Annotated in this window: 14 protein-coding genes; 9 read left to right on the forward strand and 5 right to left on the reverse strand. The window is 71.3% G+C overall.

The window, feature by feature from the left end:
- Positions 1-291: 291 nt before the first annotated feature.
- Positions 292-477, forward strand: coding sequence for a hypothetical protein (locus tag AB0J40_RS44195; RefSeq protein WP_364466073.1), 186 nt, complete (start codon positions 292-294; stop codon positions 475-477).
- Between the two features lie 325 nt (positions 478-802).
- Positions 803-1,408 carry a response regulator transcription factor gene (locus tag AB0J40_RS44200; RefSeq protein WP_364466075.1) on the forward strand — a complete coding sequence of 202 codons (606 nt, stop codon included), beginning with the start codon at positions 803-805 and terminating at the stop codon, positions 1,406-1,408.
- A 40-nt stretch (positions 1,409-1,448) separates the two neighbouring features.
- Here the strand turns inward: AB0J40_RS44200 and AB0J40_RS44205 are convergent, their stop codons facing one another.
- Together AB0J40_RS44205 and AB0J40_RS44210 are read right to left on the reverse strand one after the other, a co-directional pair.
- Complete coding sequence (locus tag AB0J40_RS44205) at positions 1,449-3,803, reverse strand: histidine kinase (RefSeq protein ID WP_364466077.1); 2,355 nt, start codon at positions 3,801-3,803, stop codon at positions 1,449-1,451.
- 174 nt (positions 3,804-3,977) lie between these two features.
- A complete protein-coding gene (locus tag AB0J40_RS44210; protein ID WP_364466078.1) occupies positions 3,978-4,490 on the reverse strand; it encodes a DUF899 family protein in 513 nt (170 codons plus the stop codon).
- Between the two features lie 147 nt (positions 4,491-4,637).
- On the opposite strand from AB0J40_RS44210, the gene AB0J40_RS44215 reads away from it, so the two are divergent.
- Complete coding sequence (locus AB0J40_RS44215) at positions 4,638-5,258, forward strand: L-threonylcarbamoyladenylate synthase (protein ID WP_364466080.1); 621 nt, start codon at positions 4,638-4,640, stop codon at positions 5,256-5,258.
- Positions 5,259-5,264: 6 nt separating this feature from the next.
- On the opposite strand, the gene AB0J40_RS44220 is transcribed toward AB0J40_RS44215, so the two are convergent.
- A complete protein-coding gene (locus AB0J40_RS44220; protein ID WP_364466082.1) occupies positions 5,265-5,927 on the reverse strand; it encodes a maleylpyruvate isomerase family mycothiol-dependent enzyme in 663 nt (220 codons plus the stop codon).
- 156 nt (positions 5,928-6,083) lie between these two features.
- On the opposite strand from AB0J40_RS44220, the gene AB0J40_RS44225 reads away from it, so the two are divergent.
- On the forward strand, positions 6,084-6,467 hold the full coding sequence (locus AB0J40_RS44225) for a YciI family protein (protein WP_364466174.1): 384 nt from the start codon (positions 6,084-6,086) through the stop codon (positions 6,465-6,467).
- 1 nt (position 6,468) lies between these two features.
- A complete protein-coding gene (locus AB0J40_RS44230; RefSeq protein ID WP_364466084.1) occupies positions 6,469-7,719 on the forward strand; it encodes a DUF6596 domain-containing protein in 1,251 nt (416 codons plus the stop codon).
- 42 nt (positions 7,720-7,761) lie between these two features.
- Here the strand turns inward: AB0J40_RS44230 and AB0J40_RS44235 are convergent, their stop codons facing one another.
- Both AB0J40_RS44235 and AB0J40_RS44240 read right to left on the reverse strand, forming a co-directional pair.
- Positions 7,762-8,460 carry a helix-turn-helix domain-containing protein gene (locus AB0J40_RS44235; RefSeq protein ID WP_364466086.1) on the reverse strand — a complete coding sequence of 233 codons (699 nt, stop codon included), beginning with the start codon at positions 8,458-8,460 and terminating at the stop codon, positions 7,762-7,764.
- 64 nt (positions 8,461-8,524) lie between these two features.
- The gene (locus tag AB0J40_RS44240; RefSeq protein WP_364466088.1) at positions 8,525-9,331 is read right to left on the reverse strand and encodes an AfsR/SARP family transcriptional regulator; all 807 of its coding nucleotides are present in this window, start codon (positions 9,329-9,331) and stop codon (positions 8,525-8,527) included.
- A 486-nt stretch (positions 9,332-9,817) separates the two neighbouring features.
- Here AB0J40_RS44240 and AB0J40_RS44245 point away from each other — a divergent pair, with 486 nt between their 5' ends.
- The 4 genes from AB0J40_RS44245 to AB0J40_RS44260 all read left to right on the forward strand — a co-directional run bounded on the left by AB0J40_RS44245 (position 9,818) and on the right by AB0J40_RS44260 (position 14,798).
- Entirely contained in the window at positions 9,818-10,723 is a 906-nt protein-coding gene (locus AB0J40_RS44245; protein ID WP_364466176.1) for an AraC family transcriptional regulator, read from the forward strand.
- A gap of 30 nt (positions 10,724-10,753) precedes the next feature.
- Positions 10,754-11,749 (forward strand): DUF1702 family protein, encoded by a 996-nt coding sequence (locus tag AB0J40_RS44250; protein ID WP_364466090.1) that lies wholly within the window; start codon positions 10,754-10,756, stop codon positions 11,747-11,749.
- A gap of 95 nt (positions 11,750-11,844) precedes the next feature.
- The gene (locus AB0J40_RS44255) at positions 11,845-12,828 is read left to right on the forward strand and encodes a DUF1702 family protein (protein ID WP_364466092.1); all 984 of its coding nucleotides are present in this window, start codon (positions 11,845-11,847) and stop codon (positions 12,826-12,828) included.
- The gene (locus AB0J40_RS44260) at positions 12,825-14,798 is read left to right on the forward strand and encodes a CRTAC1 family protein (RefSeq protein ID WP_364466094.1); all 1,974 of its coding nucleotides are present in this window, start codon (positions 12,825-12,827) and stop codon (positions 14,796-14,798) included. The genes AB0J40_RS44255 and AB0J40_RS44260 overlap by 4 nt, the downstream gene beginning before the upstream one ends.

Consider the following 14,798-nt stretch of genomic DNA (forward strand, 5'->3'; position numbering starts at 1 on the left):
TTGCACATCGGGTGTGAACCGGGCCGGGAACGGGAACTCCGCCGGTGGAAGCACATGCGTTTCTCACACCCGCGGTAGCGCGCGGGATGTGTGCGAGTGCGCAAAGTGACGAAAACCGGGGTGTTCGACGGGTTTCGACACCCTTGCTAGCCCGTTCGGACTCTTCTCCGAAACCGCACGGACCATGTGTAAGCCACATCACGCCGATGATGCGAACACTGGTTGATGTTGCGTCCGTTGGCGACGATTTATGGCACGTGAAGCATTCATCTTCGCCACTGGGAGCAGAGCATGTCCGCACAGGTTTCCGCCGACGTCCGCGCGCTTTTCACCGATTTGGGGATCGAGTTCGAAAAGGTGGGGTCGGACCTTGTGATCGACCGTTTCGAACAATTCAGCATCGAGGCCGGCGTGGGGACCGTCCGGGGCTGCGGGACCAGCTGCTACTGCCGGGCCGACGTCCTCGAAGCGGCCTGATGCGCGTTTGCGCAGTTCTCGCCGTCGACGAGCCGGCCACGCCGGGCGCTCCGCGCGCCCGCCGCGGCCGGCTCGTCGCGCGTGGACCGGCGGGACCGGCCACGAATGGCGTGGCCGGAAAATTTCCGACACGAGTGACGAGAACTCCGCGGCGCTCGTGACGGCTGGTAGCCGCCCGGGCGCGACTGGGCGTTTTTAACCTGGTCCTAACCTGTGCATGTGCATTTCGTGGCATCGCCGCAAAGTGGTGCCCGAATGGTGCAACCGATTCGTCAAGCAGAATGTTTAACTGAGCTTCTGGGGAATCGTGAGTGCGGAGGCACCCGTGATCAGAGTGCTGGTGGCCGAGGACATGCACATCGTGCGGGGAGCACTGGTGGCGCTGCTGCGCCTCGAACCCGACATCGAAGTGGTCGCGGAGGTCGCCTCCGGGCTCGAGATCCTGCCCGCCGCGCGCGCCAAGCAGGCGCAGGTGGCCGTCATCGACATCGACCTGCCCGGCAAGGACGGCCTCACCGCGGCCGGTGAGCTGCACGAACACCTGCCGGACTGCCGAACGCTCATCCTGACCAGCCTGGGCCGCCCCGGCACGCTGAGGCGGGCGCTGGACGCCAAGGTGGGCGGGTTCCTGCTCAAGGACGCGCCGCCCGACAAGCTGGCGAACGCGGTGCGCGGCGTGCTCGCCGGCCGCCGCATGGTCGACGGCGACCTGGCGCTGGCCGCGTGGGACACGGTCGACTGCCCGCTGACCGCCCGCGAGCTGGACGTGCTGCGGATGACCGCGCAGGGCTACGGGACGGTCGAAGTCGCGGCCCGGCTGTACCTTTCCGCCGGGACAGTACGGAACTATCTCACGACGGTGGTGGCGAAACTCAACGCCCGCAACCGGGTCGACGCGATCCGGATCGCGGAGGAGGCCGGCTGGCTGTGAGCCACCGGCAGAGGTTCAGACCAGAGTGGTCCGGACCTCGTCAGGCGGGGACGACCGCGCGCAGCCGGAAGCGGCCGTCCGGCTCGACTCCCGCCGTCAGCTCGCCCCCGAGGTCGGCGACCCGGTGCGACAGGTTGCCGATCCCGCTGCCGGGCGAGGAATCCCGCGGCACCGCGACCGCCCGCGGTTCCGGGACCACCGGCTCCGCTTCCCCGTCGCGCTCCACGCCGTCGTTCACGATGTCGAGGCAGATGCCACCGTCCGTGCGGCGCATCGCGATCTCGCAGCTCTCCACCTTGCTGTGCCGCAGCACGTTCGTGACGCCCTCGCGCAGGACCACCGCCAGCACCGTGCGCACCGGGGTCGGCAGCTCATCGCCGAGCATCTCCATGCGGACGCGGACGTCGGCGGCCGCCAGCACCGACTTCGCCGTGCGGGACTCGCTGTCCAGCGACAGCTCGCGGTAGCCGCTCGCCACGGAGCGGACGTCCGACAGCGCCTGGCGGGTCAGGCCGAGGACCTCGTTCAGCTCCTCCGCCGCGCGGTCGCGGTCGAGGGGCAGCACCCGGGCGGTCAGTTCGCTCTTCAGCGCGATCGCCGACAGGCTCATGCCGAGCAGGTCGTGCAGGTCACGGGCGAACCGCAGGCGCTCCTCGGCCAGCGCCATCTCGGCCAGCCGGCGGCGGGTGCTGGCGAGCTCGGTGACCAGCCGGACCAGCCACAGCAGCCCGAACACCGCCAGGCTGGTCATCACGGTCGCGGCGGTGTAGAAGATCGTGGACGTGAGGTCCGCGCCCGACAGCCGCTGGATCTCCGCGAAGGCGGCGATGTTGAGGACGAAGAACGCCCAGCCCGCGACCGGCGGCAGCACCAGCAGCGCGTTGCCGATCAGCAGGCCGGGCAAGCTGACCCAGTTGGCCCCGAGCGGCAGCAGCGGCAGGTAGATCAGGCAGACCTGGACCAGGAGCATCCCGTAGCTCTGGGCGGACCGCAGCTGGGTCGAGGGCCGGTTGAAGTACGAGAACTGCAGCGCCAGCAGCGCCACGATCGAGCCGATGGCCAGCGCGATCTCCCACGGCCGCGGGGCCAGCTGCACCAGGTGCGCCGTCGCGCCGATGCCCATCAGCACCATGACCACCGGCAGCAGGCGGCGGATCTCTTTCGACGCGCTCTCCGAGCGCTCGCCGGTGTCCTCCGCCGCCGCGGCGCCCAGGCCGCTGGGCAGGGGGAGCTCGACGTGCAGCCGGAACCGGCCGTCCCCGCCGGTCTTCGCCGTGGCCGCGCCGCCGAGCGCGGCGACCTCGTCGGGCAGCGCCGTCAGCGCGCTGCCCGGGGCGAGCGCCGGGTCGTCCGCCGCGACGCCGTCGTTCACGATCTCGAGGACGACCTTGCCGTCCTGGTGCCGGACGTCGATCTCGCAGTGCTCGACGTCGCTGTAGCGCAGGACGTTCGTGACGCCTTCGCGCAGCACCTTGGCCAGCAGCGTCCGGACCTGGACCGGCAGGTCGCCCTGGTCGAGGTGGATCCGCACGGCGATCTCGGACGCCGACAGCAGCGATTCGGCGGTCCGGGACTCCTTCTCCAGCGAGAGGTCGCGGTAGCCGTGGGACACGGCGCGCACGTCGGAAAGCGTGCGCTGGGCGGTGGCGGTGATCTCGCCGAGCTCGGCCTTGGCGCGCTCGGCGGACTTGCGCATCAGGCGCGACACGAGCTCGCCCTTCAGCGCGATCGCCGACAGGCTCAGCCCGAGCAGGTCGTGCAAGTCGCGGGCGAACGCCAGGCGCTGCTCGGCGACCGCCCGCTGGGCCAGCTCGGTGCGCGCCGCGTGCAGCTCGTGGACCATCCGGGCAAGCCGCGACAGCAGGTAGAAGACCAGGATGTAGAAGAGCGTCCCGAACACGTTGTAAAAGGTGTTCGTCGGCTTCACCCCGAACACCTGGTAGATCCCGGCGGTGCTGAGCAGGGCCACGACGACCGCCACCCAGCCGTAGCGCCGGGGGAAGACCAGGAGGCCGGCGCTGCCGACGTACACGAGCATGGACACCCACGGCAGCCCGAAGGTCAGCAGCGGCACGTAAGCGAGCGCGGCCATGACCGCGAACAGCGCCCGGCCGGCCGGGGAGTGGAGGCGGGTCGACGGGCGGCTGAACCACAGCAGCTGGATCGCCAGCAGCGCGGCGGCGGCCAGAACGGCGTACCCGGCGTGGAAGGCGTCGACCGACCTCGGCAGCAGGTTGACGACGCCGATCACGCTGAACCCGCTGATGACCACGACGATGATGGCCGCGGAGAGGTACGCGGCCAGCCGCGGGCGCCGGTCCGCCGCGGTGGTGCCGCGGGGTTCGGCCGTGGCGGACAGCTCCGCGGCCGGCTCGAGCGCGGCGACCGGCGACATCAGTGCGGAACCCCCGGGGTCTCGGCGGTGGCCGGAGCGCCCCAGGTAGCCCGGCCAGGGCGCGGTGTGCAATCTGCAGCCACCTGATCGTAACCCACCCGACGTCCGATTCCCCGCTCCGAAAGAACGGGATGCGGGGACCCGGGAGGGCGGCACGACGGCGGCGGGGCGGGCTCAGCGCCTGCCGGACGCGGACCGCAGGCGGTCCGGGACGCCGAGCAGGCTCAGGAAGTCCAGCCGGGACAGGGCGACCGACCCGGTGTGCAGCACGCACCCGCGCTCGTACCGGAAGAAGCCCAGTGCCGACTCGAGGTCGTCCCAGAACTCGCCGCCCGTGGTCTCCGGCAGGCGCCGGGTCACCGGGAAGTCGGCGGTGAACGCGCGGCCAGCCGAGTAGGTGGGCAGGTCCCGGCCGAAGTGCCGCCGGTACCGCTCGAGCTCGGTGTAGGGCGCGGTGGAGACCAGCACCAGCCGCAGGTCGGGGTCGTGCAGCGCGGCGGCGACGTCGGCGGCGGAGGCGTCGGCGAAGGGGCCGCTGTGGCCCGGCATGGTGTGGTGCACCGCGAGCCGCGGGCGCCCGTCGAAGAGGTCGGCCAGCGAGATCCGGCCCTGCGGGCCTTCGAACAGGTACTTCGCCGCGTTGACGGCCTGGGGCCGGTCCAGCTCCGGCACGATCGGCTTCGTCATGGCTCGCCCTCCCTGGATGTGGTCCCCGATCGGAGTGTGGCCCGGGGGCACGGGCGGGTCCCAGCGTTCGGGCCGGGAACCGCAAGCTGGGAGACGCGGCCGCCCTCGCCGCGCCCGCCGGCGGCCCGGACCCTAGGCTCTGCGGGCATGGCACGTTATTTCGACCTGCACCCGGAGAACCCGCAGCGCCGGTCGCTGGGCCAGGTCGTCGAGCTCCTCCGCGCCGACGGGCTGATCGCGTACCCGACCGACTCGTGCTTCGCGCTCGGGTGCCGGCCGGGCAACCGCGACGGGCTCGACCGGATCCGCTCGATCCGCAAGCTGGACCACCGGCACCACTTCACGCTGGTGTGCCAGGACTTCGCCCAGCTGGGCCAGTTCGTCCACATCGACAACGCGGTGTTCCGCGCGATCAAGGCGGCCACGCCGGGCAGCTACACGTTCATCCTGCCCGCCACCAAGGAGGTGCCGCGGCGGCTGATGCACGAAAAGAAGAAGACGGTCGGCGTGCGCATCCCCGACCACCGCGTCACCCAGGCGCTGCTGGCCGAACTCGGCGAGCCGCTGCTGTCGAGCACGTTGCTGCTGCCGGACCAGGCGGAGCCGATGACGCAGGGCTGGGAGATCAAGGAGGAGCTGGACCACCAGCTCGACGCGGTCCTGGACTCCGGCGACTGCGGGGTCGAGCCGACGACCGTCGTCGACTTCTCTTCCGGGGAACCGGAGATCCTGCGGGTCGGCGCGGGTGATCCTGCGCCGTTCGAGTGACGCCGGTCAGCTCTCGAGCAGTTCCAGCCATTCGGCGGTGTGGCCGCCGCTGAACGTCAGGGCGAGCTCCTCCGCGTGGCGGCGCCCGGTCACCAGCAGGCAGAAGTCCTCGGCCGGGCCCGCGATCCGGCCGGCGGCCTCCGCCGGCCCGAAGTCCCACCGGGTCCCGGACGGTGCCCGCAGCTCGAAGCGGAACGGCCCCGGCGGCGTCCGCTGGTGCCGTCGGTACGCGCGGTCCCTGGTCCGGACGCCGTAGTAGGCCACGTGCCCGATCGCGTCGCCGCGCCGGGGGCGGACGCCGAGCGCGTCGGCGATGTCCTGGCCGCAGGCGAACAGCTCGGTCAGCGCCGCCGCGGCCAGCACCGACGGGCGCAGCGGTCCGTCGCTCCAGGGCAGTTCCGCCTTCGCGGCGGCCGACTCGAGCAGGGCGTTGGCCTTCCGCTGCTCGATCAGCCACGTCACGATCGCCTCTTCGAGCGAGTCGTAGGAGATCTGCGGGGTGACGCCGAAGGCCTCCGGGTTCTCGGCGCTCAGCCGGACCAGCCGCGCGGTCGACGTCAGCCGGGCGAAGGGCCCGGTGATGTCGGGGCCGGGGCCGTACCCGTGGCGCTCGGCCAGCTCGGCCAGCGCCTCGGTCTCGGTCCGCAGGTCCGTGAACACGTCGGCCATCGGTGCCACCCTCCTGGGTCCGGGTAACCGGGACTGCCCGGGGATCCAGGCTGGCAGCCGGCCCCGCGGCGGCTCCACTCCGCGCGTGCGACGTCGCGCCCACGAGCGGCGGCGGGGTCGGCTATGTTCATGCCCACCGACGATGGGAGGGCGGGCGTGAAGTACCTGCTGGCGATGTACCTCAACCCCGACGTGATGGCCGGCCTGTCCCAGCAGGACATGGACGCCATCATGAGCGGGCACCAGGACTTCATCCGCACGATCCGGGAGTCCGGCGAGATGATCGGCACGCAGGCGCTCGCCCCGGTCGCCGACACCACCGTCGTGCGGGTGCGCGGCGGACTGCCCGCCGTCACCGACGGCCCGTTCCTCGAGTCGAAGGAGTTCCTGGCCGGCTACTACCTCGTGGACTGCGCGAGCAAGGAGCGCGCGGTCGAGCTGGCCGCGATGATCCCGGACGCCGCGTACGACGGCATGGGCGTCGAGGTGCGGGAGATCGTCTTCTTCGCCGACGCCGAAACCGAGATCCCCGGTTCGTGACGTGACCGCGCCCGCCCCGGTCGCCGAGGTCCTGCGCCCGCTGGTGCCGCAGGTGCTGGGCGTGCTGGTGCGCCGGTACGGCCAGTTCGACGCGTGCGAGGACGCCGTCCAGGAGGCCCTGCTGGCGGCGAGCGAGCAGTGGCCCGCCGAAGGCGTCCCGGACAACCCGCGCAGCTGGCTGGTCACGGTCGCCACCCGGCGGCTCACCGACCACTGGCGCAGCGAGAGCGCGCGGCGGCGGCGCGAGGAGTCGGTCGCCGTGCGGGAACCGGTGAGCGTCGTGGCCGGGCCGGGCGAGGACCAGCCCCCGGACTCCGACGACACGCTGAAGCTGCTGTTCCTGTGCTGCCACCCGGCGGTGTCACCGCCTTCGCAGGTCGCGCTGACGCTGCGCGCGGTCGGCGGCCTGACCACGGCGCAGATCGCGAGCGCGTTCCTGGTGCCCGAGGCGACGATGACCCGGCGCATCACCCGCGCGAAGGAAAGCATCGCCGCCGCGGGATCGACGTTCAGCGAGCCGTCACCGGCCGACTTCGGCGACCGGCTGCGCGTGGTCCTCCAGGTGCTGTACCTGATCTTCAACGAGGGGTACACGGCGACGTCGGGGGAGAACCTGCTGCGCGACGAGCTGGCCGCGGAGGCGATCCGGCTGACCCGCGCGGTGCACGCGCTGATCCCGGACGAGGGCGAGGTGGCGGGCCTGCTCGCGCTGATGCTCCTGACCGACGCGCGGCGCGAGGCGCGCACGGGCCCGGACGGCGAGCTGGTGCCGCTGCCGGACCAGGACCGCGGCCGCTGGGACGCGGCGCTGATCGCCGAGGGCGAAGCGCTGGTGGACGCGACGATCGGCCACGCGGCGCTCGGGCCGTACCAGGTCCAGGCCGCGATCGCGGCGTTGCACGCGACCGCGCCGAGCACGGAGGAGACGGACTGGCCGCAGATCGTCGAGCTGTACCACGTGCTGCAGGCGCTGATGCCGAGCCCGGTGGTGACGATCAACCAGGCGGTGGCGGTGGCCCAGGCTTCCGGCCCGGCACGCGGCCTCGAGCTGCTGGACACGGTCGACGCGAAGCTGGACGTCGGCCGCCGGCTGGATGCGGTTCGCGCGCATCTGCTGGAGCTGGCGGGGGATCTGCCGGGAGCGCGTGAGCATTATCTGAAGGCGGCGCGGCGGACGGCGAGTTTGCCCGAGCGGCGGTATTTGCTGCAGCGGGCGGGGCGGATCGCGCCGGCGGATTCCGCGCAGAACTGACCGGGGCCCGCCCGGGACCGAGCCGGGCGGGCCCTCGGGAACTCAGCGGACCACGATGCCCGACGGGGGCTCCGGTGCCGCCGGGACGTGGAACAGCCGGGCGAACAGCTCCAGGTCGGCCAGCTCGCCCTCGATCGCCAGCTTGCCCGTGCGGATCGACTCGGGGGCCGTCACGTGGCCGCTCATCAGGTCCAGCAGCCCCGAGCCGCTCGCGGCCTTGATCACCAGGTCCGCGCCCGCGAAACGGCCTTCGCCGACCTTGACCGCGCCGTCCTCGACCAGCGCGTGGACGATCATGCGGTCGTCGTAGCGGATCTCGTAGGTGATCTGGACGCCGTCGGCGACGTCCGGGCGGAACGTCGTGTACAGCGAGAGGATCGCCGAGTCGAGGGTGAACACGTCGTCCGGGTTCGGCTGGTGCAGCGAGCGCGCGCCCCACAGCCCGAGGTCGAGCAGGATCTGGTCGAGCTCGCTGCCGTACTGGGTCAGCTCGTAGACCAGGCCCGCGTCGAGCTCGGCGCGGACGCGGCGGCGCAGCACGCCGGTCGCCTCGAGCTCGTTGAGGCGGGCCGACAGGATCGACGGCGGGATCTTGGGCAGGCCGGCCTGCAGCTCGTCGTAGCGCTTCGGGCCGAGCACCAGGTCACGGACGATCAGCAGCGACCAGCGCTCGCCGACGATCTCGAGCGCGCGGGCGAGGCCGCAGAACTGGCCGTAGGCGCGGGTGATGGGAGCGGGCATCGAACTTCCTCACTTCTTTCTCGGGCGGAGCGGGGTGGTCGGCCGGAGCCGGGGAAGCAGTTGATCAGCGGTGGTCCCCTTCGGAGATCAGCTCGCGGTGCAGCACCTGGAGGTCGTCGCACGGTTCGACGCCCAGCTCGCCCGCCAGCCGCGACCGGAGCCTGCGGTAGACGGCCATCGCGTCGGAGCGCCGTCCGCTGCGGCCGAGCACGCGCATCAGCTGACCGTGCAGGGCTTCGTCGAGCGGGCTGCCGGTGGCCAGCGAACGCAGCTCGCCGATCAGCTCGCGGTGCTTGCCGCTGGTGATCTCGGCTTCGATCCGCAGGTGCAGCACGCTGCGGCGCTGCTCCAGCAGCTCGGTGCGGTACGCGGACAGCACCGGTCCACAGTGGACGTTCGCGAGCGGCGGGCCGGACCAGAGGTCGAGCGCCGCGCGGTAGGCGTCGGCGGCCCCGGCGTTGTCGCCGGCGTCCTGGTGCTCGTGGCCTCGCTGCTGCAGCCGGACGAACCGGTGGACGTCCACTTGGGACGGATCGATGTAGAAGGTGTAGCCGGACTGCTTGGTGGCCAGCATCTTCTCACCGTCGGCGGCCAGCCGGTTCTGGTCGATGCACCGGCGCAGGTGGTAGACGTAGGTGTGCAACGTCGTCCGCACCGTCCGGGGCGGGTTGTCCGACCACAGCTCCCGGATCAGGGTGTCGATGTGTACCATCTTGCCCGGGCGCATCACCAGGACGGCGAGCAGCTGGAGCACCTTCGGCGTGGTCGGCGCGTAGTCGACCCCGGCGCGCAGCACTTCCAGCGGGCCCAGGACGGTGAACGTCACACCGCCCTCGTCGGGTGCTTCCGTGGGCGGCTTTTCGGAGTACATGGCAGGCCTCCAGCGTCGTCAATGCGTCCTCGCGCTCCCCAGTGGTGCCGCGCGGGTCGGGGGACGGCCGACTCCGGGCTTCTATCCGAATGTGACAGAGCGTCCTTCCGGCGACCAGTGAGTCACCCACCAGAGTCAACGTGCGTTTTCCCCCTGGCCCCGTGAGTTCCGCAGCTTCGCCACGTGCGTTCCGCATGGTCCGCCATCCGGCCCAACCTGCGGCCGGGCGGCCGGCCGGGTCGCTGGAACGGACCAAGCGGGCGTCCGGCGGGACCCGCCGCGGCGCCCGCGGGCGGGTGCTCCGCACGTCCGTGCCGTGCGTTTCGCACGGACCGTCCGGTGTGGATCTCCGGCGGCCGGGCGGGCTTCCCGCGAGCGGGTGCGTTTCGCCCGGTGACCCTCCATCGCGCGTCGACCGTCCTGCAAGGACCGGCGTCTTCCCTGACACCAGGAGAACTGACGTCCTGGGAATTCGAGGTTGGGTTGATCATGTTGCGCTCTGTTGCGGCTGCCGGCTACGGCAGCGAGTTCGGCGACCTGCTCCGCGAACCGGCGCTCGAGCGAGTGGAAAAGTCGGTCCGGCCCGCGGTACTACAGGCGATTTCTTCGATCCAGGAACGGTACTTCGAGCCGATCACGCTCGCGGAACTGGCGTCGGAGGTGTTCGTCAGCCGGTTCCACTTCTCCCGGATGTTCGCCGACGCCACCGGGGTCACGCCCGGCCGGTTCCTCACCGCCGTGCGCCTGTTCGAAGCGAAACGGCTGCTGCTGACGACGTCGCTGAACGTCTCCGACATCGTGTGCAGCGTCGGCTACAGCAGCGTCGGCACGTTCACCAGCCGGTTCTCGCGCGCGGTCGGGATGACGCCGACGCAGTACCGCGAGCCGCAGGTCGCCGAGCTGCTCGTGGCGGTCTCCTCGACGTTCCAGCGGCTTCCCCCGCTGCGCACGCTGCGCGCCGCCGGCCGCAGCTGCGCGTCGCTGCAGACCGGCAACGGCGTGCTGTCGATGCGGCTGGAGATGCCGCGCGGCTCCGCGCCCGCGGACACCCTCGTCGGGCTCTTCGCCGACCCGGTGCCGCAGTGCGGCCCGGTCGCCTTCGGCGGGATGGCCAACATGAGCTCCGGTGAGCTGACCATCCACGGCGTGCCCGCCGGGCGGTGGACGGCGATCGCGGTCTCGCAGCACCAGCCGGGCGCGGGCGGCCCGCGCTTCTCGATCGGCTACCAGGGGGTGACCGTGGCGCCCTACGGCCAGTCCACCGCGCGGGTGGGCCTGCGCGCGCCGGCCGCGACCGACGCGCCGATCGCGATCACGCTGGCGTCGAAGCAGTCGCCGTTCACCCAGCGCATGCTCGCCGCCCAGCGGCCGCACCTGCGCGCCGTCGCCTGATCCCCCGACGAACGAAGGACTACTACGACGATGTCCACGGTTATCGGAGTGCTCCGCAAGCGCTTCCTCGCACCTTCCCTGGCTTCGGTCGGGTTCGCCGAACGCGGCTTTCCCGTCGTCCACACCGACGCGACGGCCCGGCTGGAAGCCGTGCCGCAGGCGGTCGTGTGCGGCTTCGAGTGGGCCATCGAAGGCGCCTCCCTGTGGGAGATCGAGCGCCGGCTCGCGCTGATCGAGCCCGAGCAGCGCGGGTTCGCCTACGAGGGCGCGACGATGGGGTACACGATCCTCGACGCGATGCCCGGCGGCGGCCGCGACCGTACCCGCGAGCTCCTGGAAGGGCCGGGGCGCCCGCACATCTTCCTGACCTACATCGGGATCGGCTTCGCGATGGCGCGGCTGCCGCGTCCACTGTGGAAGAACATCCTGCCCGAGCTGACCGGGGTGGCCTACCACCCGGTGATGAGCTGGCTGGCCGTCGACGGCTTCGGCTTCGACCGCGCCTACTTCGACACGAAGAAGTGGGTCGGCGAGCAGGCCGAGCCGGAGCCCTACCCGTGGGCCGGCCGCGCGGAGTACTTCGGCCGGGCGTTCGACCAGGGGGTCGGCCGCGCGCTGTGGTTCATCAACGGCGGCAACCCGGACGCCGTCGCCGCGGCGGTCGGGCGGTTCGCCGAGCACCGCCGCGCGGACCTGTGGAGCGGGGTCGGGCTGGCCGCGACGTTCGCCGGCGGCAGCGACCAGGGCGGGCTGGGCCGGCTGCGCCGGGCGTCCGGGGAATTCTACGACGAGCTCGCGCTGGGCGTGGTCTTCGCCGTGAAGGCCCGCACGTACTCCTCTTACGTCCCGGCCCACACCCACCTCGCGGCCGGCGTGCTCACCGACCTTTCCGTGCAGGGCGCGCAGAACCTCGCCGACCGCACCGAGCGGGCCGACGGTGACGACGGCCCGGTGCCGCCCTACGAGCTGTGGCGGCAGCGGATCCGGGCGGAGTTCGGCACGGCCGCGCGGCGGCGCGCGGGCTGAACCGGTGATCGCGGGCAAGCGCGGAGTAGAGCGCTGACCAGGGAATCTGTGACCGTAGAGGAAACAAGCCTGTCGACCCTAAGGGGGAGAGTGCGTTGGGCAATGGTTGGCGCACGCTGAGACGCCGCGTCCTGACACCGGACGTCTCGGAAACCTTGCTGGAGAAGCGGGGCTTCCACCGGAAGAGCCCAGCCGCACAGGAACGGCTCGAGACCGTCGGGGAGAAGTTCCTGCTCGGGTACGCGCACGCCGTCGAAGCGAAGTCGGTCGAGCAGGCCGAGGAGTGGCTCGAGCGGATTCCCCCGCAGTTCCGCGGATTCGCCTACGAAGGCGCGGGGATGGGGTACGGCGTGCTGGACGGGCTGCCGTTCGGCAAGAGCACGAACATCGCCGAGTTCCTGGCGGGTCCCGGCGAAAAGCACGACTACATCATCTACGTCGGGGTCGGCTGGGCGATGTGCCGGCTCCCGCGGTTCGCGTGGCCGAAGGCCTCGGCGTTCGACCCGCTGCTGCGCTGGCTGGTGCTCGACGGCTACGGCTTCCACCAGGCGTACTTCAAGACCGACTCCTACATCCGGAACCAGTACCAGGAGCCGGGCTTCTCCTGGCCGGACAAGCGCTACGACGGCTATGCGCTGCGGGCGATCGACCAGGGCATCGGCCGGGCGCTGTGGTTCATCTGCGGTACGGACGTCGAACTGGTGACCAAGACGATCGAGGGGTTCCCCGAGTCGCGCCACGGCGACCTGTACGCCGGGGTGGGGCTGGCCTCGACCTACGCGTGCGGCGTCACCGCCGACGAGCTGGCGGAACTGGTCGACCGCGCCGGGATCCACCACGGGCCGCTGGCCCAGGGCAGCGCATTCGCCGCCGAATGCCGCGTGCGGTCGGGCCTGCTGATCCCGGAGACCGAGATGGCGGCCCGGGCGATCTGCGGGCTGTCCGCCGAACGCGCCGCGGCCATCACGCAGGAGGTGCGCCCGGCCGTCGTCGTCGACGGTGACGACGTCCCGGCGTTCGAAACCTGGCGGCAGCGGATCGCCGAAGAAGTGCTGACCCACGGAGGGAAGAAGAAATGACCGCGACCTTCGGCTGGCTGCGCAAGCAGCTGGCGGGCATCGTGGCGCTGGTGCTGATCCTCGGCCTGTTCCTGGTCGCCCGGCTGCCCACCGTTTCCGCCGCCGAGCAAGACGCGATGGCGGGCAAGTTCCACTTCACCCCGATGACGATCGCGCTGCCGGCGGCCAAGAAGTCGCAGTCGATCCGGACGGTGAACAAGGAGTACGAGCACATCGCCGCGTGGATCTCCTCGGTCGGCGCCGCGATCGCGATCAACGACATCAGCGGCAGCGGCAAGGCCAACGACCTCTGCCTGGTCGACCCGCGCAGCGACCAGGTCGTCATCACCCCGGCGCCGGACTCCGGCCCGCGGTACGCGCCCTTCGCGCTCGACCCCGCCCCGGCGCTGCCGACGTGGGACTACATGGCGCCGATGGGCTGCGTGCCCGGTGACTACAACGAAGACGGCCGGACCGACGTCCTCGTCTACTACTGGGGCCGGTCGCCGGTCCTGTTCCTGCAGAAGTCCACCGCGACGAAGTTCGACGCCTCGGCCTTCCAGCCCACCGAGCTGCTGCCGGGCGACCACCGCGGCCCGGACGGCAAGTACGACGGTCCACTGTGGAACACCGACTCGGTCACCATCGGCGACTTCGACGGCGACGGCCACGTCGACGTCTTCGTGGGCAACTACTTCCCGGACAGCCGGGTCCTCGACCCGAACGCCGACGGCGGCATCACGCTGAACCAGTCGATGTCGCACGCGGAGAACTCCGGCGCCAAGTACATCTTCCGCTGGACCGGCGCCACGGCCGGGGCGAACCCGACCGCGAAGTTCGTCGACGCGTCGCAGGGCATCCCCGAGTCCGCGCGGCTGGGCTGGACGCTGGCCTCCAGCGCGACCGACGTCAACGGCGACAACCTGCCGGAGCTCTACATCGCCAACGACTTCGGGCACGACCACTTCCTGTACAACAAGTCCACGCCCGGCCACATCGAGCTCGCCGAGGTCACCGGGGTCCGCGGGATCGCCGACCCGAAGTCGAAGGTGCTGGGCCACGACTCCTTCAAGGGGATGGGCGTCGACTTCGGCGACCTGAACCACGACGGCCTCTACGACCTGTTCGTCAGCAACATCACGACGTCGTGGGGCATCGAGGAGTCGAACTTCCAGTTCATGAACGAGGCCAAGGACAACGCCGACCTGACCAGGCAGTTCCAGAACGGTGTCGCGCCCTTCCACGACGACAGCGCCGAGAAGGGCACGGCGTGGTCCGGCTGGGGCTGGGACGTCAAGATCCAGGACTTCAACAACAGCGGCGAGAACCAGATCGCCCAGGCGACCGGGTTCGTCAAGGGCCAGGTCAACCGCTGGCCGAACCTGCAGGAGATCGCCACGGCCCACGACGGCCTGCTGTCCAACCCGTTCTGGTGGCCGAACGCGCGCGCCGGTGACGACATCGGCGGCGACCAGACGCTGCACTTCTTCGTGAAGAGCCCGGACGGCCGCTACGCCGACCTCGCGCCGAAGCTCGGCCTGGCGGTGCCGGTGCCCACCCGCGGCATCGCGGTCGGTGACACCGACGGCGACGGCCTGCCCGAGTTCGCGGTGGCGCGGCAGTGGGAAGAGCCGATCTTCTACCACAACGACAGCCCGAACCCCGGCAAGTACCTGCAGCTGAAGCTGACCACCGACGCCCCGGTGGCGCCGGGCCCGCTGCCCGCGGCCGGCGTGCCCGCGATCGGCGCCCAGGTGACCGTGACGACCTCGGACGGCAAGAAGTACCTCGGCCGGGTCGACGGCAGCAGCGGCGAGGCGGGCCGGCGCAGCTTCGACATCCAGATCGGCCTCGGCCAGAACGTCAGCGGACCGCTCGACGTGCACCTGCAGTGGCGGGACCGGACCGGGCAGCTGCGGACGCAGGACCTGAAGCTGCAACCCGGTTGCCACATGTATCAGCTGGGCACCACGGCGAAGGAAGCGATGTGA

Source organism: Amycolatopsis sp. NPDC049691, assembly GCF_040675005.1.
Taxonomy (GTDB): Bacteria; Actinomycetota; Actinomycetes; order Mycobacteriales; family Pseudonocardiaceae; genus Amycolatopsis.